The organism is Streptomyces sp. NPDC051172 (assembly GCF_040682555.1).
In the GTDB taxonomy this organism is placed as follows: Bacteria; Actinomycetota; Actinomycetes; order Streptomycetales; family Streptomycetaceae; genus Streptomyces.
This window is the reverse complement of sequence record NZ_JBFBBE010000020.1, coordinates 103,356-124,006: the sequence shown is the minus strand read 5'-3', so window position 1 is coordinate 124,006 and position 20,651 is coordinate 103,356. Positions and strand designations below refer to the sequence as shown.

The following is a 20,651-nucleotide window of genomic DNA, read 5'->3' as shown; positions in this document are numbered from 1 at the left end:
GCGCCGCAAATTTCGATGAAGAGACCCCCTCGGGTCTGCGGAAACGCAGACCAGAGGGGGTCTCTTCATGTACCGTCATCACGCCATGAAGCCCGACGGCCCGCACGAACTCCTCCGCTCAAGGTGTCCATGCGGGCCGTGACTCAAGGCCGGCCCGGATTGCTGTCCGGCGGTGGGCAGAGGGACCTACCCCTGTACTGCAGCCGCAACTACTCCCCGCTGTGTGCAAGTTCGATGTCGTGGTCGTCCGTGCCGCCGCCCGATATCGTCAGCGTTGCCGCATGCGGCGGATAGCCCGTCGCGATGACCGTGTACGCGCCGGTGTCCAGGTCGGAGAAGGCGTACGCGCCGTCGTGCCCGGTCCGGGTCGTGGCGACCACGTTGCCCGCGGTGTCCACCAGGGTCACCCGGGCGTCGCTCAGTGGGGCGCCCGCTCCGCGTACCGTGCCCCGGACGTGGGCGCCGGGACGAAGCTCGACCTCGATGCGTGTGGTGCCCGCGCCGCCGATCTCGACGGGCAGGGCCAGCGGGCGGTGCTTGGCGGAGTTGACGGCGAGCGTCACCGTGCCCGGCAACAGGTCGGTGACCGTGAACTCGCCCAGCACGTCGGTCCGTCCGGTGGTCAGCACCTCCCCGCGCACATCGGTCACGATCACCACGGCGTCGGCGACCGGTGCCCCGCTGTCGGCGGACCGCACCAGCCCGGCGAGGCCGCTCGTGCCGCTCAGCAGGACGTCGTACGGGACCGGCCCGTCGGCGACGACGAGCGTCGAGGCCTGCGGCTGGAAGCCGTCGGCGGAGGTGATCAGGACGTACGAACCGGCGGTGGGCGCGTCGACACCGTACGAGCCGTCGGCTCCCGAGACCGACCGGCTCAGTTGCTTTCCACCGAGCGAGATGAGTGTGACCGCGGCCCCCGCCACGGGGACCCGCTCCGCCCCCAGGACATGCCCGCCCACCGGGATTCCGCCGCCGGCGGAGCCGCCCGCCCCGTCCGGCCCGGCGGTCGCGACGGAAGCCGATGAGGAAGCGGGCCTTGGCGAGGGGCCGTCCGGGAGCGCGCCCGACAGACCTGGCGCCCCCTCCCCGATCGCGGCCGCAGCCGCCGCGGACCGCCCCGGCGTCCCCTCCTCGGCCGGCCCGGGTGCGCCCTTCTCGCCCCCGGCCGCGGACGGCGTCGTAGCAGACGCCAGGGATGTCGCTGTGGCGGACGCCTCTCCGGAGACAGCCCTCTCCACGGACGCAGAGTCGCCCCCAGCCGCAGTCGCCCGATGCCGCGGAATGAAGGACGCGACGGCGAAGGCGAGCAGCGCCGCTCCGCCGCCGATGGCCAGAACGGTCTTGAAGCCGTTCTCCGAGGGGAGAGGGGCCCCGCCCAGGTCCGTGGTCATCTGCGACAGGATGACGCCGGCGACGGCGCTGGCGGTCGATGTGCCGATGGACCGCATCAGGGTGTTGAGACTGTTGGCGGCACCCGACTGGGACGGGGGCACGGCGCCCATGATGAGGGCGGGCATGGCGCCGTATGTGAAGCCGATGCCGGATCCGATGACGCAGGACACCAGGACGAACTGCCAGACCTGGGACATCAGGAGGATCTGCAGGCCGTAGCCGGCCGCCACGATCAGCGAGCCCAGCATCAGGCTGGCCTTGGGGCCCTTGGCCTTGGAAAGGGCGGCCGAGACGGGGGCGATCGCCATCATCACCAAGCCGGAGGGGGCCATGACCAGACCGGCGGTCAGCAGCGACTTGCCCAGACCGTAGCCGGTCGCCTCAGGCAACTGCAGGAGCTGTGGAAGCACCAGGGACATCGCGAACATGCCGAAGCCGAGGGCGATCGAGGCGAGGTTGGTGACCAGCACCTGCCGACGGGCGGTGGTGCGCAGGTCGACCAGCGGCTGCTCGGTACGCAGCTCGTACCAGCCCCACAGCAGCAGAACCACGACGGCCGCGCCGAACAGGCCGAGCGTGGTGCCGCTGTCCCAGCCCCAGTCGCCGCCCTTGGAGATGCCGAGCAGCAGGCAGACCAGGCCGACCGCCATGCCGAGACCGCCGACGACATCGAAGCGGCCGCCCGTCCGGACCTTGGACTCGGGGACGACGAACAGCACCAGCAGGAGCGCCACGGCGCCCATCCCGGCCGAGCTCCAGAACAGCACGTGCCAGTCGAAGTTGTCCGCGATGAGGGCGGCCGCGGGCAGGCCGAGAGCGGCGCCGACGCCCAGCGAGGCACTCATCAACGCGGTGGCCGAACCGAGCCGTTCGGCGGGCAACTCGTCCCGCATGATGCTGATGCCGAGCGGGATCACACCACCCGCCGTGCCCTGCAGCACCCGCCCGACGATCATCGGCGCCAGGGAGTCGCTGAGCGCGGCGGTGACCGATCCGGCGACCAGCAGGACCAGGCTGACCAGGAGCATGCGGCGCTTGCCGTACATGTCTCCCAGCCGGCCCATCATCGGGACGGCCACGGCGGCGGCGAGCAGCGTGGCGGTGACGGCCCAGGCGGTGTCGGACGCCGGGGCGTTCAGGAGCTTCGGCAGCTCCGGGACGATCGGGATCACCAGGGTCTGCATCAGCGAGACCACGATCCCGCCGAAGGCCAGCACCGCTACGACGGCATCGGCCCGCGGCGCTGCGGACACCACCACCCCGTCGTCGGCGGGTCGGGGAAGGGCGTGGGACATGGGCCAGGCCTCCATGGGCAAGGGGCATCGGGTGTGCGCGACACCCTTAAAGTAGGCCGGTTGATTGACTTAAGCAAGTGTGGTCGGATTCGTGGCATCCCCTTGAAGGGATCTGGGGTGACTGTGGGGCCGGGGGCTTCATGGGCGACACGGCGGCGCGCGAGGTCCGTGCGGACCGGAGCGTGCGCCCCGCACACAACGCGCCCCGGCCCGGGGCACACTGACCCCATGTCCACTCGCCGCAGACGCTGCCCCGAATGCCGTCGCGAGATCGCCGTCGTCGCCGGACGGTTCGCTCGCCACGACCCGCCCGGCGCGCGCGAGAACGGCGTACTCGTCTCCTGCCCCGGCTCGCGCCGCCAGGCACGACTCGACGCGGTCCAGCCGTCCCTGGACGGATACGTCGTCCCGGAGATGCCGGGCCAACTGCCCCTGTTCTAGAGGGAGTCGAAGTAAAGCCAGAGGGGGCTCTCCTCCAGTCGCAACCCCTCCAGCCGTAGGGGGATGCCAGGCCGCGAACTGCCATGTCCCATAGGCGCGTACCGCCTCACGGCCGGAACTCCCTGGCCGTGCCCCTCAGTTCCCGGCCACCGACTTCACCGCGACCGACACAGGCGCCGATCCGCTGATCAGTTCCAGGGTCAGTCCGGCCGTCGCCGGGGTCTCCACCAACTCCGCCAGTACGGCGGCCACGTCGTCGCGGGGGACGGCGCCGCGGCCCGTGTGCGCCTCCAGTCGTACCAGGCCGGTGCCGGCGTCGTTCGTCAGCATGCCGGGGCGCAGGATCGTCGCGTCCAGGGCATCCTGCCGCAGGACGTAGGCGTCGGCCGCGCCCTTCGCGCGCAGATACACGTCGAACACGTCGTCCCCCTGGTGCGCGGGATCGGCGCCCATCGACGAGACGACCACATGTCGTCGTACGCCCGCCCGAACCGCCGCGTCCGCAAACAGGATCGCCGCTCCCTTGTCCACCGTGTCCTTGCGGGCCACCCCGCTGCCGGGACCGGCACCCGCCGCGAACACCGCCGCGTCGGCGCCCTGCAGATGCGCCGCGACCTCCTCGACCGAGGCCGACTCCAGATCGAGCAGAACCGGTTCAGCACCGGCCTCCCGCAGGTCGTCGCCCTGTTCGGCGTGACGGATGATCCCCGCGACCTCATCTCCGCGCGCGGCGAGCAGCCGCTCCAGCCGCAGCGCGATCTGACCATGACCACCAGCGATGACAATGCGCATGTTTCCGACCGTACGCCCGGACGGCCGCCTCCGCCGCACGACTTGAGTCACGCCTCAGGGTGCGCACGCGGAGCGCACAGATGGAGGGTGCGCGCTGGGCGCGCGAGTCCTGGCCGCGCGCTCCCGGCGCACATCGGTGAGGCACACACTGCCCGCTCGCTCCTTGGCGCAAGACCTCGGAGGGGGCTCTGGTGGCGTTTCCGTCGCCGGAACCGACGTCGTGGGTTCGCATCGGTCCGCCAGTGGATCGGAGCACGGCGCCCGAGTTGGGCAGGTGAACACGCCCGGCGTACGCCCCGCGCACAACCCCCAGGCTGACCGCCCTTAACGCCTACACGCGCCCCCGGCGCGCCCCTCAACACCCGCCGGATGCCTCACCACGGCCGCGCCCGCACACCCCACCGCGCGCTCTGACCCAGCCACTCCCACCCCACGCCTCACGACAACTCCCCCCGCCCCTGCCGAGGCAACCCCAGCTCCGCCGCCGCTGCCGAGTTGCAGTACTCCCGTACCGCGCTCGTCCGTGCCACCACCCGTCCCCGGTGCACCACGATGCGGCTGTACGCCAGTGACAGCGCCCCCGTCAGCCGGTCGCCGCGCAGGGCCAGCAACTCCGCCGGGAACCCCGCCTCCACCCGCACCTCGGGCAGTCCCATGGCCGACCGCGCCGAGGAACTCACCGCGTCGTACGAGTCCTCGGGCCGCAGCCCGTACCGGGAGGACAGCAGATAGGCCGCCTCCAAGGGGTCGCCACGTCCCACCGGGTTGGACAGGTCCCGCAGGGCGCCGCTGCCCGCGGCCACCCGTACGCCGGCCGCCCGCAGCAGCCGTACCGGAGCCGTGTCGCGCCGGTCGGTGCCGCCGCAGCCGCCCTGAGGCAGACACACCACCGTCACCCCGGCCGCCGCGAGCTGGTCGGCGGTGCGACGTGCCGTCTCGTCGGGCAGCCGGGCGAGGCCGCCGCACGGCCCGAGCGTCACCCCGGGACGCAGTCCCCCGGCCATCGCGACGATGCGGGCGAGACGGGCCGGATCGGCAGCGTCCGTGTGCAGGTCGACGGGGCAGCCGTGTTCGGAGGCGACCTCGAGGACCGCCTCCACGTACCCGGTCGGATCCGGGTCCAGGTCCGGACAGCCGCCCACCACGCAGGCGCCCATCTTCAGGGCGTCCCGCAGCATCGCCAGGCCCTCCGCCCCGGCCACGCCGGTCAGCATGCGCGGCATCGCCACCGTCGTCAGTTCCGTCAGCCCGCGCAGCGAACGCCGCGCCTGCAGTACGGCGCCCAGCGCGCCCAGCCCCTGGACATCACCCACACGCACATGTGCCCGCAGCGCGGTCGCCCCGTGCCCCAGCTGCAACAGCGCCGCCTCGGTGGCCCGGCGCTGGACGTCCTGGGGCTCGTACGAGGCCGGACCGTCGTCCTCCGCGGACAGCGCGGTGTCCCCGTGCGCGTGCGGCTCGGCCGGGGCCGGCAGCAGCAGATAGCCGCTGAGATCCACACGCATGCCGCAGTCCCGCGCCCCGCCGGCAGCCAGGCTTCCGGCCGTGCCGACCGCCTCGATGCGCCCGCCGCTCAGCCGTACGTCCACGGTCCGGCCGTCGGTCAGCCGGGCCCCGCACAGCAGCAGGGCGGCCGGGTCGCCCACCCGCCCCGAGGACCCCGGAGAACCCGAGGACCCCGATGAGGACGACGAGCCTGAAGAGGAGGACGACGAGTGGGGTGGCTGCGGCTGGCTGTCGGGCATCGCACTCCAGGGGCTCGGGGGCTGCGCAGGGGAACGCAAGATCACGCAGAGTGAGTCGAGCCTAGGGTGGCGATCCGCCCGCGTCGGGGAGGAGCGCAATAGTCGTACCGGTGTGGTCCGCCGTATCGCAGCGGCCTCAGTGGCTCCTGGGAGAGCCGGGAAACAGGCCCGGGGAGGGGGTCCGGACCGCCTGTGGAACAGGCCGGGAGGGGGGCCGCGAAACGGATTTGGGTGAACGGCGGCCGAGCGTGTAATGTCTTCATCGCTCGCCCCAATAGCTCAGTCGGCAGAGCGTCTCCATGGTAAGGAGAAGGTCTACGGTTCGATTCCGTATTGGGGCTCTGGTGCGTGAGGTTCCCGTCGTAAGACGGGAACGGATCGCATCACAGCGGTGTAGCTCAGTCGGTAGAGCAAGCGGCTCATAATCGCTGTGTCACCGGTTCAAGTCCGGTCACCGCTACTGACAGTAGCCGATTGCGGGGTCGGTCCTTCGATCGGCTACTCTTCTATGCGTTAAACCATCCCATCCGTTCGTCAAGGAGCACTCACGTGGCTGCCACCGACGTCCGCCCGAAGATCACGCTGGCCTGCGTGGAGTGCAAGGAGCGGAACTACATCACCAAGAAGAACCGGCGTAACAACCCGGACCGACTTGAGATGAAGAAGCACTGCCCGCGTTGCAACGCGCACACCGCGCACCGCGAGACGCGATAAATAAGGCTCGTACGCGAGGCCGTCCCCACTAGCGGGGGGCGGCCTCGCGGCGTTTCGCCCCCGGTTACCGGCCGGTTCCGCCCGATCACAGACGTCCGGAACAGCCGTTCGGCCGGCATCCGCAGACATCAGCAGCCGGCAGCAGTCAGCAGCAGTCAGCGGACAGCAGTGAGTAGTCAGTAGTAGTCAGCAGGCAGACACAGGAGGTGCCGAGCCATGGCGCTCGACCAGTCCTTCGTGGGGCGTAGCTACCCGCCCACCGAGCCCTACGAGGTGGGCCGCGAGAAGATCCGCGAGTTCGCCGAGGCGGTGGGGGACCCCAATCCCGCGTACACGGACCCGGAGGCCGCCAAGGCACTCGGCCACCCCGACGTCATCGCGCCGCCGACCTTCGTCTTCGCGATCACCTTCAAGGCGGCCGGACAGGTCGTCCAGGACCCCCGGCTCGGCCTGGACTACAGCCGGGTCGTCCACGGCGACCAGAAGTTCTCCTACGTCCGCCCCGTCCGCGCCGGCGACCGCCTCACCGTCACCTCCACCATCGAGGCGATCAAGTCCCTGGCGGGCAACGACATCCTGGACATCCGCGGCGAGGTCCACGACGAGGCCGGCGAGCACGTCGTGACCGCCTGGACCAAGCTCGTCGCGCGCGCGGCAGAGGAGGCGTGAGCGAGAACATGACCGCGAAGATCGCATACGACGACATCGAGGTCGGCACCGAACTGCCCGCCCGGACCTTCCCTGTGACCCGCGCCATGCTCGTCCAGTACGCCGGCGCCTCCGGGGACTTCAACCCCATCCACTGGAACGAGAAGTTCGCCAAGGAGGTGGGCCTCCCGGACGTCATCGCACACGGCATGTTCACCATGGCCGAGGCGATCCGGGTGGTCACCGACTGGACCGGCGACCCGGGTGCGGTCCTCGAATACGGCGTCCGCTTCACCAAGCCGGTCGTCGTCCCGAACGACGACCAGGGCGCCCTCATCGAGGTCAGCGCCAAGGTGGCCGCCAAGCTCGACGACAACACGGTCCGCGTGGACCTCACGGCGACCAGCGCCGGGCAGAAGGTGCTGGGGATTTCACGGGCCGTCGTACGGCTGGCCTGAGGGGCACAACTGACGTGACGTAAGGGGCGTTCTCCCTGGCGGAGCGCCCCTTACGACGTCTCAGCCGCCGGCCGTGTTCGAGGCGGGTGCCGTGTCGTCGAGCGCGGCGCGAGCGGCAGCGGTGAAGGCGCTGATTCGTTCGGAGACCCTGGTCACCTCGACGGCATGCCGTTCCACGAACTTCACGTTGCGGTCGAACGCACCCTCCGCCGAGTCGCGCCATGCGAGCAGCGTCGTCTGCATCGAGTGCAGGGCCGTTTTGACGCCGTGGGCCAGCTGTTCCACCGCCTCGGGGCCTTCGACGGCGAGAGCGGCCCAGGCCGCGTGGACCGCCGTCAGGTGGTCGTGGGCGGCCCGGAGCCGACGGTCCGCCTCGCCCACGTCCACATCGCCGATCAGCGATCGGGCGGCCTGTTTCAGCGTGTTGCCCGCCTCGTGCGCAGGCGCGAGGAAGGCGCTGTAGGCGTCCCGCCGGGCCTGTCTGCGCCACTGGGCATGGTCGATTCCGGCCTGGGCCCGTAACTGCTGACGGCTCGACCATCCGGAGACGGCCGCGGCGGCCACGGTGCCGAGAACGCCGACCGTCGCCCCCAACAGCGCCGCGATTCCCTGATCCACGAGGCGATTGTGCCAATCTCCGCCGACCTCTGGAGAGTGCGTCTCCGCCACCCCTTGACCTAGGTAGTGATTGAGTACTAACTTACTTGCATGGTCAGGATGAGCGCAGAAGAGCGGCGCGAGAGCGTCATTCGGGCGGCGACCACGGAGTTCGCCCGCGGCGGCTACTACGGCACGTCGACCGAGGCGATCGCCAAGCGGGTCGGTGTCTCGCAGCCGTATCTCTTCCGGCTCTTCCCGGGCAAGAAGGCGCTCTTCCTCGCGGTGGCGCAGCGGTGCATGGAGGACACCATCCGCACCTTCGAGGAGGCCGCCAAGGGCCTGGAGGGCGAAGAGGCCCTGCGCGCCATGGCGAACGCGTACACCAAGGTCATCGCGGAGCAGCCCGAGCGGCTGCTGATGCAGATGCAGATGTACGTCACCGTGGGCGCCGCCGAGCAGGCGGGCGACCCCGAGCTCGGCGAGGCGGTGCGCAACGGGTGGATGCGGCTGTGGGACACGGTCCATCTGCCGCTGGGTGCCGACACCGACGGGACGACGACGTTCATGGCGTACGGAATGCTCATCAACTGTCTGGTGGCCATGGGTTTTCCTCCCGAGCATCGGGTCTGGGAGGGGCTGTATCCAGAGGCGCGACTGGAAGGCCGTCTGGAGAAGTAGTCCACGCACTGCGCGGGAAAGGCGCCGCAAGCGCCTTTTCATGCCCACGAAAGTTAGTCATCAATAACTAACCGAAAACTCTACCGAGCGACTGATCACCCTCTGGGGGAGCGATGTCACAGCAGACCGCACGTCGCGGGGGAACCGTCTGGGCCCTCGTCATCACCAGCGTCGCCGGATTCATGGCGGCCCTCGACAACCTCGTCGTCACCACCGCCCTGCCCTCCATCCGCAAGGACCTGGGCGGCGCCCTGGGCGACCTCGAATGGACTGTCAGCGCCTACACCCTCACCTTCGCCGTGCTCCTGATGTTCGGCGCGGCGCTCGGCGACCGGTTCGGCCGCCGCCGGCTCTTCCTCGCCGGCCTCACCGTCTTCACCGGCGCCTCCGCGGCCGCGGCCATGGCGACCGGCATCGACTCCCTGATCGCCGCTCGTGCGGTGCAGGGCGTAGGCGCCGCGATCATGATGCCCCTGACGCTCACCCTCCTCACGGCCGCTGTGCCCGCCGCCAAGCGCGGGATGGCGTACGGCATCTGGGGTGCCGTCAACGGCCTCGCCGTGGCGTCCGGCCCGCTGATCGGCGGCAGCCTCACCGAACACGTCTCCTGGCACTGGATCTTCTGGCTGAACGTCCCGCTGGGCCTCGCCCTGCTGCCGCTGGCCCGGCTGCGCCTCGCCGAGTCGTACGGCACCGGCGCCCCGCTCGACGTCCCCGGCACCCTGCTCGCCAGCGGCGGCCTCTTCGGCATCGTCTACGGGCTGGTGCGCGGCCCCGCCGACGGCTGGACCGCCCCCTTGGTCCTGACCGGCCTCTTCGCCGGAACCGCACTGCTCACAGCGTTCGTCGGCTACAGCCTGCGCGCCAAGAACCCCATGCTCCCGATGCGGCTGTTCCGCTCCCGTGCCTTCTCCGGCATCAACGCCGCGAGCCTGCTGATGTTCCTCGGAATGTTCGGCTCGATCTTCCTGCTCAGCCAGTTCATGCAGGGCGTACTCGGCTATTCGCCCACGGAGGCGGGCCTGCGCATGCTGCCCTGGACCGGTATGCCGATGATCGCCGCGCCGATCGCAGGCATCCTGTCCGACCGCATCGGTGGCCGCCCCGTCGTCGCCACCGGCCTCTTCCTGCAGGCTGTCGGCCTCGGCTGGATGGCTTCCGTGGTGGCGCCCGGCGTGTCCTACGGCGCGCAGCTGCCCGCCCTGGTCATCAGCGGCATCGGCATGGGGCTGTACTTCGCGCCGGCCGCCAACCTGGTGATGTCCAGCGTCCGCGCCACGGAGCAGGGCATCGCCTCCGGCGCCAACAACGCGCTGCGCGAGGTGGGGGGAGCGCTCGGCATCGCGATCATGTCGTCGATCTTCTCGGCGCAGGGTGGTTACGAGTCCGCGCAGACCTTCGTCGACGGCCTGCAGCCGGCGCTGGTGACCGGATCCGCGGTCGTTGCGCTTGCCGGTCTGGCGGCGCTGCTGATCCCGAGGCGGCGCGCCACGCAGGCCGCGGCGCCGACGCCGACGGACGAACCCACCCCGACGCTGGAGCCGGTCGCAGGCTGACCCCCGCCGCGGTGGCCCCGTCCGTAAGGGCGGGGCCACTGCGTATGTCCGGCGCCCGGAACCGGGGAGGGGTCGCTCACCCGCACTGGCGGGGCGCCGCTGTCTTTGGGACGGGTGCCGCCCAAGCGGCACGACTGCCCGCAGCCACGGCGGCCGGACGCCGACGCCCGCAGGCTGAGGCGGAGAAGCGAGGAGACGAGGTACGCACCCGCAGTCGCGTACGGCGGGAAGGGGACGGGGCGGGAGGTGTCCGCCCGCAGCGGCCGGCGTCAACCCCGAGCACGACTGCAGCCACCAGCAACCGCCGGACCGAGGACGGACACCCCCGACACGGCCCCGCCCCACCCACCGAACCGCAGGCGCTACCCACGCCCCCACCGGAGCCGCACATGCGCCGCAGGCATCCCCACCCCCACCGGAGCCGCACATGCGCCGCAGGCACCCGCACCCCCGCCAGAGCGCCGCAGGCATCCGCACCCAGGCCCCCCACCCCCGTCTCGTACCCTTGAGCCCGTGCAGGAACGACACGACGCCCCCCTCGCCCCGCTGACCACCTTCCGGCTGGGCGGTCCCGCGACCCGGCTGATCACCGCCACCACCGACGCCGAGGTGATCGCAGCGGTCCGCGAGGCCGACGACACCGGCACCCCGCTCCTGCTGATCGGCGGCGGTTCCAACCTGGTCATCGGCGACAAGGGCTTCGCCGGCACCGCACTCGTCATCGCCACCAAGGGCTTCGACCTCGACGGCACACGCCTGGAGCTCGCCGCCGGCGAGGTGTGGACCGACGCCGTCGCCCGCACCGTCGAGGCCGGACTCGCCGGCATCGAGTGCCTGGCCGGCATCCCGGGCTCAGCCGGCGCGACCCCCATCCAGAACGTGGGCGCGTACGGCCAGGAGGTCTCCTCGACCATCACCGAGGTGATCGCCTACGACCGCCACACCCGCGAAACGGTCACCGTCCCGAACGCCGACTGCGCCTTCTCGTACCGCCACAGCCGCTTCAAGGCCGACCCCGAGCGCTACGTGGTCCTCCGCGTCCGCTTCGAACTGGAGGACGCCGACGGCCTCTCCGGCCCCATCAAGTACGCCGAGACGGCCCGCGCCCTCGGCGTGGAGCCCGGCGACCGCGTCCCCCTCGCAGCGGCCCGCGAGATCGTCCTCAAGCTGCGCTCCCGCAAGGGCATGGTCCTGGACCCCGAGGACCACGACACCTGGTCGGCCGGTTCCTTCTTCACCAACCCGATCCTCACCGACGCCCAGTTCGCCGCCTTCCGCGCGCGCGTGCAGGAACGGCTCGGCGACGGCGTGGAGCCCCCCGCCTACCCGGCGGGCGAAGGCCACACCAAGACCTCCGCCGCCTGGCTGATCGACAAGGCGGGCTTCACCAAGGGCTACGGCACGGGCCCCGCCCGCATCTCCACCAAGCACACCCTCGCCCTCACCAACCGCGGCGAAGCCACCACGGAGGACCTCCTCGCGCTCGCCCGCGAGGTCGTCACCGGCGTCCGCGAGGCCTTCGGGATCACCCTGGTCAACGAGCCGGTGACGGTCGGCGTCAGCCTGTAGCGCCGGCCCGGCGGGGCGGACAGGTCGTACGCCTAGTACGCCAGTCCCACCCCCTGCTTCACCGTCCCCTCGTCGTCGATCATCGCCAGCATGGCGTGCGCGACGTCGGCGCGTGCGATGAAGCGGCCCTTGGGCGGGAATCCGCCGACGACGGTGCGATAGCGGCCGGTGAGCGGCTTGTTCTGCAGACGCGGTGGCCGTACGGACGTCCAGTCCGTGCCGCTGCGGGCCAGCTCGGCCTCCATGCCGCGCAGGTCGGTGTAGACGTCTTTGAGGACGGCCGACACCAGACCGCGCATCGCACGGTCGAGCGCGCCGTCGCCGTCGGCGGCGGGGCCGACGGGACTGGCGCTGACCACGAGCAGCCGTCGTACGTGCTCGGTCTCCATGGCGCGCAGGACCGTACGGGTCAGCCGGGTGGCGACCCCGGCGTCCTTGCGGCTGCGCGCGCCCAGGCCGGACAGGACGGCGTCCCGGCCGCTGACGGCGGCGCGCAACGCGTCGGGGTCGGTGAGGTCGGCGCGGAAGACCTCCAGCGCGTCCCCCGTGACGTCGAGCCGGGCCGGATCGCGGACCACGGCCGTCACCCGGTGGCCGGCCCCGAGGGCCTGGCGCACGATCTCCCGGCCGATGCCGCCAGTGGCGCCGAAAACGGTGAGGTTCATGAGTGCTCCCGTGTTCGGGGTTGGTGGGTGAGTATTCACTCACCCCTGCTGCCTTCTAGAGTGGGTAATCACACACTCACCCGTCAAGCCCGATTGGACGCCCCATGGAGCCGAAGCCGGCGCGTGTCCGCATCCTCGACGCCGCCCACGAGCTCATGCTCACCGTCGGACTCGCCCGCACCACCACCAAGGAGATCGCCCGGGCGGCCGACTGCTCCGAAGCGGCCCTCTACAAGTACTTCGAGAGCAAGGAGGAACTGTTCGTGCGCGTGCTCGCCGAGCGGCTGCCCCGGCTCACGCCCCTCCTGGCCGGCCTCGCCGCCGAACCGGGACAGGGCACCCTGGAGGCAAACCTCACCGGGATCGCCCGCCAGGCCGCACTCTTCTATGAGCAGAGCTTCCCGATCGCCGCCTCCCTGTACGCCGAGCCCCAGCTCAAACGGCGCCACGACGACGCCCTGCGCACGCTCGGCGCCGGCCCGCACCGGCCCATCCAGGACCTGGATGCCTACCTGCGAGCCGAACAGGCCCTCGGCCGCGTCCGCGCCGACGCCGACACCTTTGCCGCGGCGTCCCTGCTGCTGGGCGCCTGCGCACAGCGTGCGTTCGCCTACGACATGACCGGCACGGGGGAGCGGCCCCCGGTCGACGCGTTCGCCGCACGGCTCGCGAGGACACTGCTGGGCGGAATCTCCGTTGCACCCACGCACGCGTGAACCTCACGCTGTGAGCATGACAAGCACCCGGACCGGCACCTCGGGCAGCACCGTATGCGACTGAGGCTGCGCCGGTTCCAGCCCCGCACCGGCCCACACACATACCGGGTCGTCCAGCCCCGGCACCCCTTGCGGCACACCTCGTTGCGCGCTCCCGACCCCATCGGCCTGCTGCTCGGCGACCACGACGGACTGAGCAAGCTGGCGGGTCTGTTCTCCTTCGCCGCCTGCTCCCGGCGCACCATCGTTCATGTGCCGCTGCGCGACGGCGTGCCGCCCGACGAGGGCGTCGGCGAGTTGGTCGACCTCGTCCTGGTCCACCACAGCCTCGGCCTGCGCGCCGGCCAGTGGCCCGAACTGCGGCGCAGGCTACGGCAGTCCACCCCGCTCACCGTCCGCACCGACGAGGCGCGGACCGCGCGGGACGCCGCCGCGTGGCGCGCAGGCCAGGAGCGGACCGGTTTCCAGGACGCCCCGAGGCACGCCACGCACGCGCGGACGCTCTTTTTCTTCGGCGACCGCGACCTGTTCGCCGACACCGCGGTCCGGCTCGCCCATGCGGCGGGCCACGGGCCGCTTCAGAAGGGTGTCGGCGAGGGGCACATGGCGTACATGGGATCGATCTTCCCCCTGGTCGACCCGCCCGGCGGCGGGCATCCGGTCGAGGTGATGATCTGCTTCAAGGCATATCCGCCCTACGCCCACTTCAGGCCGCCGGGCGGGCCAGCCACTCGTCCACGCCGGCCAGCAGCCGTGCCCTGACGTCCTCCGGGGCGGCCGAGCCCCGGACCGACTGGCGGGCCAGCTCGGCGAGTTCGGCGTCCGAGAAACCGTGGGCCTGCCGGGCGATCTCGTACTGCGCGGCCAGCCGGGAACCGAACAGAAGCGGGTCGTCGGCGCCCAGGGCCATCGCGACACCGGCGTCGTACAGCGTCCGCAGCGGAACGTCCTCCGGCTTCTCGTACACGCCCAGGGCCACGTTCGAAGCGGGACAGACCTCACACGTCACCCCCCGCTCAGCGAGGCGCCTCAGCAGCCGCGGGTCCTCCGCGGCCCGCACCCCGTGACCGATCCGGTCCGCGTCCAGGTCGTCGAGACAGTCCCGTACCGACGAAGGACCCGTCAGCTCGCCGCCGTGCGGCGCCGACAGCAGCCCACCCTCGCGGGCGATCGCGAACGCCCGGTCGAAGTCCCTCGCCATGCCCCGGCGCTCGTCGTTGGACAGTCCGAAGCCGACCACACCCCGGTCCGCGTACCGCACGGCCAGCCGGGCCAGCGTCCGCGCGTCCAGAGGATGCTTCATCCGGTTCGCGGCGACCAGCACCCGCATCCCGAGCCCGGTCTCCCGCGAGGTCGTCTCCACCGCGTCCAGGATGATCTCCAGCGCCGGGATCAGACCGCCCAGACGGGGCGCGTACGAGGTCGGGTCGACCTGGATCTCCAGCCACCCCGAGCCGTCCTTCAGATCCTCCTCGGCGGCCTCCCGCACCAGACGCTGGATGTCCTCGGGCACCCTGAGGCACGAGCGCGCCGCGTCGTACAGCCGTTGGAAGCGGAACCAGCCCCGCTCGTCCGTCGCCCGCAGCCTCGGCGGCTCCCCGCTGGTCAGCGCCTCGGTCAGGGCTTCGGGCAGTCGCACACCGTACTTGTCGGCCAGCTCCAGCACCGTGACGGGCCGCATCGACCCGGTGAAGTGCAGATGCAGATGGGCCTTCGGCAGCTCAGAGACATCACGTACACGCGGGGGGTTCGGGGGGTGCCCCCCTGAAGAGCTCAGCATTCCAGGATCCTGCCGTACGCCCCAGCCGTCCCGGAAGCGGATTCCCCGTTCGTGGTCTTGCTCGCACGAAAAAACGGACCCCCTCGCACGAGGGGGTCCGCATCCGTCCGCGCAGGTCAGTCCTGCGCCTCCGCCAGCAGCTTCTGGATCCGGCTGACACCCTCGACGAGATCCTCGTCACCCAGGGCGTACGACAGCCGCAGATAACCCGGCGTACCGAAGGCCTCGCCCGGGACGACCGCGACCTCCGCCTCCTCCAGGATCAGCGCGGCCAGCTCCACGGTGTCCTGCGGACGCTTGCCGCGGATCTCCTTGCCGAGCAGGCCCTTGACCGACGGGTACGCGTAGAAGGCACCCTCGGGCTCCGGGCAGAGCACGCCGTCGATCTCGTTCAGCATCCGCACGATGGTCTTGCGGCGGCGGTCGAAGGCCTCGCGCATCTTCGCGACCGCGTCCAGGTCGCCGGAGACGGCGGCCAGGGCGGCGACCTGCGCGACGTTCGACACGTTCGACGTGGCGTGCGACTGCAGGTTGGTCGCGGCCTTGACCACGTCCTTCGGGCCGATGACCCAGCCCACGCGCCAGCCCGTCATCGCGTACGTCTTCGCGACACCGTTGACCACGATGCACTTGTCGCGCAGCTCGGGCAGCAGCGCGGGCAGGGACACGGACACCGCGTCGCCGTACACCAGGTGCTCGTAGATCTCGTCGGTCAGCACCCACAGGCCGTGCTCGACGGCCCAGCGGCCGATCGCCTCGGTCTCGGCCTCGGAGTACACCGCGCCGGTCGGGTTGGACGGCGACACGAACAGGACGACCTTGGTCTTCTCCGTGCGGGCGGCCTCGAGCTGCTCGACCGACACGCGGTAGCCGGTGGTCTCGTCGGCGACGACCTCCACCGGCACGCCACCCGCGAGACGGATCGACTCCGGGTACGTCGTCCAGTACGGCGCCGGGACGATGACCTCGTCGCCCGGGTCGAGGATCGCGGCGAAGGCCTCGTAGATGGCCTGCTTGCCGCCGTTGGTGACGAGGATCTGCGACACGTCCGGCTCCCAGCCGGAGTCGCGCAGCGTCTTCGCGGCGATCGCGGCCTTCAGCTCGGGCAGACCGCCGGCCGGGGTGTACCGGTGGTACTTCGGGTTCTTGCAGGCCTCGACGGCGGCCTCGACGATGTAGTCCGGGGTCGGGAAGTCCGGCTCACCGGCGCCGAAGCCGATCACCGGACGCCCGGCGGCCTTGAGGGCCTTGGCCTTGGCGTCCACGGCGAGGGTGGCGGACTCGGAGATCGCGCCGACTCGGGCGGAGACCCGGCGCTCGGTGGGAGGGGTTGCAGCGCTCATGGGGCCCATCGTTTCAGACCGGAAACGACCCCGGCACGCGGGTTTCACAGACTGAACATGTGTGGGTCGACCACTGAACACCTGTCCGGAATCAGCCGGTGGCCTGGGTGATCTTCCATCGGTTTTCCGGCGATCTTCCTCCGCCAAGGCCCCTACGGGCGCTTTCTGTTCGACGATGCGCTCCGGACCACGTACACTCTCACCTCGTTGGCCATCAGCTGCCGCGCCGCAGGCGGTGCACACCGAGCACCCGGTCGGATGCGGTACGTTGGGGACACACAAAGGGTCGTAGCTCAATTGGTAGAGCACCGGTCTCCAAAACCGGCGGTTGGGGGTTCAAGTCCCTCCGGCCCTGCTACACACACCTTCGCCAGGATGTGTGCGCATGTACGTACAGCAATGCAACGCCGTGCGGCTCAGACCGGGCGCGGCACGGCCACGACCCGGGAACAGGTGAGGACGAATGGCGGACGCCGTGGGCTCCATCGACACGCCTGATGCCCAGGACGAGGCGCAGGAGTCGAGGAAGAAGGCCCGCAAGGGCGGTAAGCGGGCCAAGAAAGGTCCGTTCAAGAGGCTTGCCCTCTTCTACCGCCAGGTCATCGCCGAGCTACGCAAGGTCGTCTGGCCTACGCGCAACCAGCTGACGTCGTACACCACCGTGGTGATCTTCTTCGTCGCCGTCATGATCGCCCTGGTGACCGTGATTGACTATGGGCTCAACCACGCGGCCAAGTACGTCTTCGGCTGAGCCGAGAGCGAAGGGCGCCGAGGTACCCGGCGCCCCTTTCGCATGTTCCACCCCTATGTATCCAGGAAGAAGCAGCCACCGTGTCTGACACGAACCTGAACGACGACGCCATCGAGCCGGACGAGTCCGTGGACGACGAGCTCGACATCGTCGAGGGCGCGGACGAGCAGGACGAGTTCGAGGCTGCCGAGGCCGAGGCGGGCGAGCCGGCCGAGGAGGCCGCCCTGCAGGTCGTGGACGAGGACGAGACCACCGCCGACGAGACCGCCGAGGAAGAGATCGCGGAGGAGGAGTCCGAGCCGGTCGACCCCGTCGAGGCCCTCCGCGAGGAACTGCGCACTCTGCCCGGCGAGTGGTACGTCATCCACACCTACGCCGGTTACGAGAACCGCGTGAAGACCAACCTGGAGCAGCGCGCCGTCTCGCTGAACGTCGAGGACTACATCTTCCAGGCCGAGGTGCCGCAGGAAGAGGTCGTCCAGATCAAGAACGGCGACCGCAAGACGATCAAGCAGAACAAGCTCCCGGGCTACGTCCTCGTCCGCATGGACCTGACGAACGAGTCCTGGGGTGTCGTCCGCAACACCCCCGGCGTCACCGGATTCGTGGGCAACGCCTACGACCCGTACCCGCTGACCCTGGACGAGATCGTCAAGATGCTCGCCCCGGAGGCCGAGGAGAAGGCCGCCCGCGAGGCCGCCGAGGCCGAGGGCAAGCCCGCTCCGCAGCGCAAGGTCGAGGTCCAGGTGCTGGACTTCGAGGTCGGCGACTCGGTCACCGTCACCGACGGCCCGTTCGCCACGCTGCAGGCGACCATCAACGAGATCAACCCCGACTCGAAGAAGGTCAAGGGTCTGGTGGAGATCTTCGGTCGCGAGACGCCGGTCGAGCTTTCGTTCGACCAGATCCAGAAGAACTAGCAGCTTCTGGACGGACCGCTTCCGCGCAGGTCAGGCAGGCTCTCGTAGCCGGTCTGACCTGCTCGGTTTTCAGCCGCGCATCTATACCCGTTATCGTTGTGCGGTATGCCTTCATCCGGGACGCGACCCGGGCGGGGGCACGCCTCAATCGAAAGGACCCGGAGAGCAATGCCTCCCAAGAAGAAGAAGGTCACGGGGCTCATCAAGCTCCAGATCAACGCCGGTGCGGCGAACCCGGCTCCGCCGGTCGGCCCCGCGCTGGGCCAGCACGGCGTCAACATCATGGAGTTCTGCAAGGCGTACAACGCCGCGACCGAGTCGCAGCGTGGCTGGGTGATCCCGGTGGAGATCACGGTCTACGAGGACCGCTCCTTCACCTTCGTCACCAAGACGCCGCCGGCCGCCAAGATGATCCTCAAGGCCGCGGGTGTGGAGAAGGGCTCCGGCGAGCCGCACAAGACCAAGGTCGCCAAGATCACCGAGGCGCAGGTCCGCGAGATCGCCCAGACCAAGCTCCCCGACCTCAACGCCAACGACCTGGACGCCGCGTCGAAGATCATCGCCGGCACCGCCCGTTCCATGGGCATCACGGTCGAGGGCTGAGCCCAACTCCCGCACGTAGCAGAAGTGGCAGGGCCTGCTCGGCCCGGACCACGACTCCTCAGACACACACAGGAGCAGTAGTGAGCAAGCGCAGCAAGTCTCTCCGCGCTGCGGACGCCAAGATCGACCGGGAGAAGCTCTACGCCCCGCTCGAGGCCGTCCGTCTCGCCAAGGAGACCTCCACGACCAAGTTCGACGGCACCGTCGAGGTCGCCTTCCGTCTGGGTGTCGACCCGCGCAAGGCCGACCAGATGGTCCGTGGCACCGTGAACCTTCCGCACGGCACCGGTAAGACCGCCCGGGTCCTGGTCTTCGCGACCGGTGACCGTGCTGCGGCCGCGGAGGCCGCGGGCGCCGACATCGTCGGCTCCGACGAACTGATCGACGAGGTCTCGAAGGGCCGCCTGGACTTCGACGCCGTCGTCGCCACCCCGGACCTCATGGGCAAGGTCGGCCGCCTCGGCCGCGTGCTCGGTCCCCGTGGTCTCATGCCGAACCCCAAGACCGGCACCGTGACCCCGGACGTGGCGAAGGCCGTCAACGACATCAAGGGCGGCAAGATCGAGTTCCGCGTCGACAAGCACTCGAACCTGCACTTCATCATCGGCAAGGTGTCGTTCGACGACAGCAAGCTGGTGGAGAACTACGGCGCCGCGCTGGAGGAGATCCTCCGTCTGAAGCCGTCCGCCGCCAAGGGTCGCTACATCAAGAAGGCCGCGATCAGCACCACGATCGGCCCCGGCATTCCGCTCGACCCCAACCGCACCCGCAACCTCCTCGTCGAGGAGGACCCGGCCGCCGTCTGATCCTGACGGCAGTCGCGCGTACGCGTTTTTCACACGAGCCCCGCAACCTCACTGGTGCGGGGCTCGTCCCTTTTCCCGGACGGGTGTCAGTGCTCTGCGTTAGCGTGCGGGCACAGCAATCGCACAGGGGTGGGGGACCGATGAAGAGCACGACCGTGCGCCGGGTCAGCCTTTCGATCGCAGCGCTGACCGCGCTGTCGGGCGTGGCAGCCTGCAGCTCCTCGGATGCCTCCGGAAAGCGCGAGGGGACCTCCGGCAAGGGCGCGGCGTACGTCAGCCCCATAGCGGCCCTGCGCACCGCTGAGAAGTCCACCGACGGCGCCGACTCGGTGAAGGTCGAGTCCACGACCACCATGGGCTCCCTGATGTCCATGACGGGCGACGGAGCCCTGGGCTGGGCGGACGGCCTCACCGGCAACATGACCATCACGTACACCGGCGGCACCGTCGCGGACACCATGCGCCGGCTCGGCACCACGTCGATGGAGGCCCGCTATCTGCCCGACGCCTACTACGCGAAGATGGGCGACAAGTTCGCCGAGCGGGCGGGCGGCAAGCACTGGCTCCGGTACGGCTACGCGGACCTCGCCGAGCTGGGTGGCAGCTCCGGCGCCTACCTCAGGGACCAGATGCAGAACACGACCCCCAACCAGTCGGTGAAGCTCCTGCTGGCATCCGGGGACGTCAAGGAGGTCGGCACCGAGAAGGTGCGCGGCGTCGACACCACGCACTACTCGGGCACGGTGGACGTCGCCGACCTCGCCCGCAAGAACTCCAACCTCACCGCGAGCCAGCTCGCCGGCCTGAAGAAGCAGCTCACCCAGGCCGGCGTCAGCACGGAGTCCGTCGACATCTGGGTCGACGACCAGAACCTCCTGGTCAAGAAGGTCGAGAAGGGCCGCTTGTCGGCCGGGGAGTACACCCAGACCGCGTACTACAGCGACTACGGCGTGCCGGTCTCCGCCACCGAGCCGCCGGCGAGTGACACCGAGGACTTCAAGCAGCTGCTGAAGAAGCAGGGCTGGACACCGGGCAGCAGCGACACCGCGAGCGGATCCGGCAGCAGCTCCTGAGGCGGCGGGGCTGCCGATGTCCGGGGGAATACGGAAGACTCCTGCAGCCTCCTGAGGTTAGGCTCGGCTCCTTACTGTGTATCAGCCATGCATTCCATGGGGGGAA

21 protein-coding genes and 3 tRNA genes are annotated in these 20,651 nt (G+C 70.2%); 17 read left to right on the top strand and 7 right to left on the bottom strand.

Annotated elements, in window-relative coordinates; translation table 11 throughout:
* Positions 1 to 209: 209 nt before the first annotated feature.
* Complete coding sequence (locus AB0N07_RS15285) at positions 210 to 2,687, bottom strand: MFS transporter (protein WP_365834987.1); 2,478 nt, start codon at positions 2,685 to 2,687, stop codon at positions 210 to 212.
* A 228-nt stretch (positions 2,688 to 2,915) separates the two neighbouring features.
* On the opposite strand from AB0N07_RS15285, the gene AB0N07_RS15280 reads away from it, so the two are divergent.
* Positions 2,916 to 3,128, top strand: a complete 213-nt coding sequence (locus AB0N07_RS15280) for a hypothetical protein (protein WP_365834985.1) — start codon at positions 2,916 to 2,918, stop codon at positions 3,126 to 3,128.
* A gap of 135 nt (positions 3,129 to 3,263) precedes the next feature.
* On the opposite strand, the gene AB0N07_RS15275 is transcribed toward AB0N07_RS15280, so the two are convergent.
* Together AB0N07_RS15275 and AB0N07_RS15270 are read right to left on the bottom strand one after the other, a co-directional pair.
* A complete protein-coding gene (locus tag AB0N07_RS15275; RefSeq protein ID WP_365834983.1) occupies positions 3,264 to 3,920 on the bottom strand; it encodes an NAD(P)H-binding protein in 657 nt (218 codons plus the stop codon).
* A gap of 437 nt (positions 3,921 to 4,357) precedes the next feature.
* Positions 4,358 to 5,665: an amidohydrolase family protein gene (locus AB0N07_RS15270; RefSeq protein WP_365834981.1), complete on the bottom strand. Its 1,308-nt coding sequence runs from the start codon at positions 5,663 to 5,665 to the stop codon at positions 4,358 to 4,360.
* Positions 5,666 to 5,933: 268 nt separating this feature from the next.
* On the opposite strand from AB0N07_RS15270, the gene AB0N07_RS15265 reads away from it, so the two are divergent.
* The 5 genes from AB0N07_RS15265 to AB0N07_RS15245 all read left to right on the top strand — a co-directional run bounded on the left by AB0N07_RS15265 (position 5,934) and on the right by AB0N07_RS15245 (position 7,485).
* Positions 5,934 to 6,006, top strand: a tRNA-Thr gene (locus AB0N07_RS15265).
* A 46-nt stretch (positions 6,007 to 6,052) separates the two neighbouring features.
* Positions 6,053 to 6,125, top strand: a tRNA-Met gene (locus tag AB0N07_RS15260).
* Between the two features lie 89 nt (positions 6,126 to 6,214).
* The gene (gene rpmG, locus AB0N07_RS15255) at positions 6,215 to 6,379 is read left to right on the top strand and encodes a 50S ribosomal protein L33 (RefSeq protein WP_003948671.1); all 165 of its coding nucleotides are present in this window, start codon (positions 6,215 to 6,217) and stop codon (positions 6,377 to 6,379) included.
* Positions 6,380 to 6,595: 216 nt separating this feature from the next.
* On the top strand, positions 6,596 to 7,048 hold the full coding sequence (locus AB0N07_RS15250) for a MaoC family dehydratase N-terminal domain-containing protein (protein WP_365834979.1): 453 nt from the start codon (positions 6,596 to 6,598) through the stop codon (positions 7,046 to 7,048).
* An 8-nt stretch (positions 7,049 to 7,056) separates the two neighbouring features.
* Positions 7,057 to 7,485 carry a MaoC family dehydratase gene (locus tag AB0N07_RS15245; protein WP_365834993.1) on the top strand — a complete coding sequence of 143 codons (429 nt, stop codon included), beginning with the start codon at positions 7,057 to 7,059 and terminating at the stop codon, positions 7,483 to 7,485.
* Between the two features lie 60 nt (positions 7,486 to 7,545).
* On the opposite strand, the gene AB0N07_RS15240 is transcribed toward AB0N07_RS15245, so the two are convergent.
* Entirely contained in the window at positions 7,546 to 8,103 is a 558-nt protein-coding gene (locus AB0N07_RS15240) for a hypothetical protein (protein WP_365834977.1), read from the bottom strand.
* Between the two features lie 90 nt (positions 8,104 to 8,193).
* On the opposite strand from AB0N07_RS15240, the gene AB0N07_RS15235 reads away from it, so the two are divergent.
* The 3 genes from AB0N07_RS15235 to AB0N07_RS15225 all read left to right on the top strand — a co-directional run bounded on the left by AB0N07_RS15235 (position 8,194) and on the right by AB0N07_RS15225 (position 11,888).
* Positions 8,194 to 8,763: a TetR/AcrR family transcriptional regulator gene (locus AB0N07_RS15235; RefSeq protein WP_365834975.1), complete on the top strand. Its 570-nt coding sequence runs from the start codon at positions 8,194 to 8,196 to the stop codon at positions 8,761 to 8,763.
* A 113-nt stretch (positions 8,764 to 8,876) separates the two neighbouring features.
* Complete coding sequence (locus tag AB0N07_RS15230; protein WP_365834973.1) at positions 8,877 to 10,319, top strand: DHA2 family efflux MFS transporter permease subunit; 1,443 nt, start codon at positions 8,877 to 8,879, stop codon at positions 10,317 to 10,319.
* A gap of 513 nt (positions 10,320 to 10,832) precedes the next feature.
* The gene (locus tag AB0N07_RS15225) at positions 10,833 to 11,888 is read left to right on the top strand and encodes a UDP-N-acetylmuramate dehydrogenase (RefSeq protein ID WP_365834971.1); all 1,056 of its coding nucleotides are present in this window, start codon (positions 10,833 to 10,835) and stop codon (positions 11,886 to 11,888) included.
* A gap of 32 nt (positions 11,889 to 11,920) precedes the next feature.
* On the opposite strand, the gene AB0N07_RS15220 is transcribed toward AB0N07_RS15225, so the two are convergent.
* A complete protein-coding gene (locus AB0N07_RS15220) occupies positions 11,921 to 12,553 on the bottom strand; it encodes an NAD(P)-binding oxidoreductase (RefSeq protein WP_365834969.1) in 633 nt (210 codons plus the stop codon).
* A 104-nt stretch (positions 12,554 to 12,657) separates the two neighbouring features.
* Between AB0N07_RS15220 and AB0N07_RS15215 the strand changes: the two genes are divergently transcribed.
* Both AB0N07_RS15215 and AB0N07_RS15210 read left to right on the top strand, forming a co-directional pair.
* Positions 12,658 to 13,269 carry a TetR/AcrR family transcriptional regulator gene (locus AB0N07_RS15215; RefSeq protein ID WP_365834967.1) on the top strand — a complete coding sequence of 204 codons (612 nt, stop codon included), beginning with the start codon at positions 12,658 to 12,660 and terminating at the stop codon, positions 13,267 to 13,269.
* 54 nt (positions 13,270 to 13,323) lie between these two features.
* Positions 13,324 to 14,031, top strand: coding sequence for a hypothetical protein (locus tag AB0N07_RS15210; protein ID WP_365834965.1), 708 nt, complete (start codon positions 13,324 to 13,326; stop codon positions 14,029 to 14,031).
* Here AB0N07_RS15210 and AB0N07_RS15205 read toward each other — a convergent pair.
* Together AB0N07_RS15205 and AB0N07_RS15200 are read right to left on the bottom strand one after the other, a co-directional pair.
* Positions 13,976 to 14,950 (bottom strand): adenosine deaminase, encoded by a 975-nt coding sequence (locus AB0N07_RS15205; protein ID WP_365834963.1) that lies wholly within the window; start codon positions 14,948 to 14,950, stop codon positions 13,976 to 13,978. The genes AB0N07_RS15210 and AB0N07_RS15205 overlap by 56 nt on opposite strands.
* Before the next feature lie 215 nt (positions 14,951 to 15,165).
* Positions 15,166 to 16,392, bottom strand: coding sequence for a pyridoxal phosphate-dependent aminotransferase (locus AB0N07_RS15200; RefSeq protein ID WP_365834961.1), 1,227 nt, complete (start codon positions 16,390 to 16,392; stop codon positions 15,166 to 15,168).
* 282 nt (positions 16,393 to 16,674) lie between these two features.
* Here AB0N07_RS15200 and AB0N07_RS15195 point away from each other — a divergent pair.
* The 6 genes from AB0N07_RS15195 to AB0N07_RS15170 all read left to right on the top strand — a co-directional run bounded on the left by AB0N07_RS15195 (position 16,675) and on the right by AB0N07_RS15170 (position 20,545).
* Positions 16,675 to 16,747 (top strand) — tRNA-Trp (locus AB0N07_RS15195).
* Positions 16,748 to 16,855: 108 nt separating this feature from the next.
* Positions 16,856 to 17,143 carry a preprotein translocase subunit SecE gene (secE, locus tag AB0N07_RS15190; protein WP_365834959.1) on the top strand — a complete coding sequence of 96 codons (288 nt, stop codon included), beginning with the start codon at positions 16,856 to 16,858 and terminating at the stop codon, positions 17,141 to 17,143.
* An 80-nt stretch (positions 17,144 to 17,223) separates the two neighbouring features.
* Positions 17,224 to 18,063 (top strand): transcription termination/antitermination protein NusG, encoded by an 840-nt coding sequence (gene nusG / locus AB0N07_RS15185; protein WP_365834957.1) that lies wholly within the window; start codon positions 17,224 to 17,226, stop codon positions 18,061 to 18,063.
* Positions 18,064 to 18,231: 168 nt separating this feature from the next.
* The gene (gene rplK, locus AB0N07_RS15180) at positions 18,232 to 18,666 is read left to right on the top strand and encodes a 50S ribosomal protein L11 (RefSeq protein ID WP_037858373.1); all 435 of its coding nucleotides are present in this window, start codon (positions 18,232 to 18,234) and stop codon (positions 18,664 to 18,666) included.
* An 80-nt stretch (positions 18,667 to 18,746) separates the two neighbouring features.
* Positions 18,747 to 19,472 (top strand): 50S ribosomal protein L1, encoded by a 726-nt coding sequence (rplA, locus tag AB0N07_RS15175; protein WP_365834955.1) that lies wholly within the window; start codon positions 18,747 to 18,749, stop codon positions 19,470 to 19,472.
* A gap of 140 nt (positions 19,473 to 19,612) precedes the next feature.
* Positions 19,613 to 20,545, top strand: coding sequence for a hypothetical protein (locus tag AB0N07_RS15170; RefSeq protein ID WP_365834953.1), 933 nt, complete (start codon positions 19,613 to 19,615; stop codon positions 20,543 to 20,545).
* The last annotated feature ends 106 nt before the right edge of the window (positions 20,546 to 20,651 follow it).

Bases quoted from the DNA above. Each gene is read 5' to 3' on its own strand.
- AB0N07_RS15170 (WP_365834953.1), top strand. From the start codon at position 19,613: ATGAAGAGCACGACCGTGCGCCGGGTCAGCCTTTCGATCGCAGCGCTG.
- AB0N07_RS15245 (WP_365834993.1), top strand. From the start codon at position 7,057: ATGACCGCGAAGATCGCATACGACGACATCGAGGTCGGCACCGAACTG.
- AB0N07_RS15270 (WP_365834981.1), bottom strand. From the start codon at position 5,665: ATGCCCGACAGCCAGCCGCAGCCACCCCACTCGTCGTCCTCCTCTTCA.
- AB0N07_RS15220 (WP_365834969.1), bottom strand. From the start codon at position 12,553: ATGAACCTCACCGTTTTCGGCGCCACTGGCGGCATCGGCCGGGAGATC.
- AB0N07_RS15280 (WP_365834985.1), top strand. From the start codon at position 2,916: ATGTCCACTCGCCGCAGACGCTGCCCCGAATGCCGTCGCGAGATCGCC.
- AB0N07_RS15275 (WP_365834983.1), bottom strand. From the start codon at position 3,920: ATGCGCATTGTCATCGCTGGTGGTCATGGTCAGATCGCGCTGCGGCTG.
- AB0N07_RS15235 (WP_365834975.1), top strand. From the start codon at position 8,194: ATGGTCAGGATGAGCGCAGAAGAGCGGCGCGAGAGCGTCATTCGGGCG.
- rplK (WP_037858373.1), top strand. From the start codon at position 18,232: ATGCCTCCCAAGAAGAAGAAGGTCACGGGGCTCATCAAGCTCCAGATC.
- AB0N07_RS15215 (WP_365834967.1), top strand. From the start codon at position 12,658: ATGGAGCCGAAGCCGGCGCGTGTCCGCATCCTCGACGCCGCCCACGAG.
- AB0N07_RS15205 (WP_365834963.1), bottom strand. From the start codon at position 14,950: ATGCGGCCCGTCACGGTGCTGGAGCTGGCCGACAAGTACGGTGTGCGA.
- AB0N07_RS15230 (WP_365834973.1), top strand. From the start codon at position 8,877: ATGTCACAGCAGACCGCACGTCGCGGGGGAACCGTCTGGGCCCTCGTC.
- AB0N07_RS15250 (WP_365834979.1), top strand. From the start codon at position 6,596: ATGGCGCTCGACCAGTCCTTCGTGGGGCGTAGCTACCCGCCCACCGAG.
- secE (WP_365834959.1), top strand. From the start codon at position 16,856: ATGGCGGACGCCGTGGGCTCCATCGACACGCCTGATGCCCAGGACGAG.
- AB0N07_RS15285 (WP_365834987.1), bottom strand. From the start codon at position 2,687: ATGTCCCACGCCCTTCCCCGACCCGCCGACGACGGGGTGGTGGTGTCC.
- AB0N07_RS15210 (WP_365834965.1), top strand. From the start codon at position 13,324: ATGCGACTGAGGCTGCGCCGGTTCCAGCCCCGCACCGGCCCACACACA.
- AB0N07_RS15200 (WP_365834961.1), bottom strand. From the start codon at position 16,392: ATGAGCGCTGCAACCCCTCCCACCGAGCGCCGGGTCTCCGCCCGAGTC.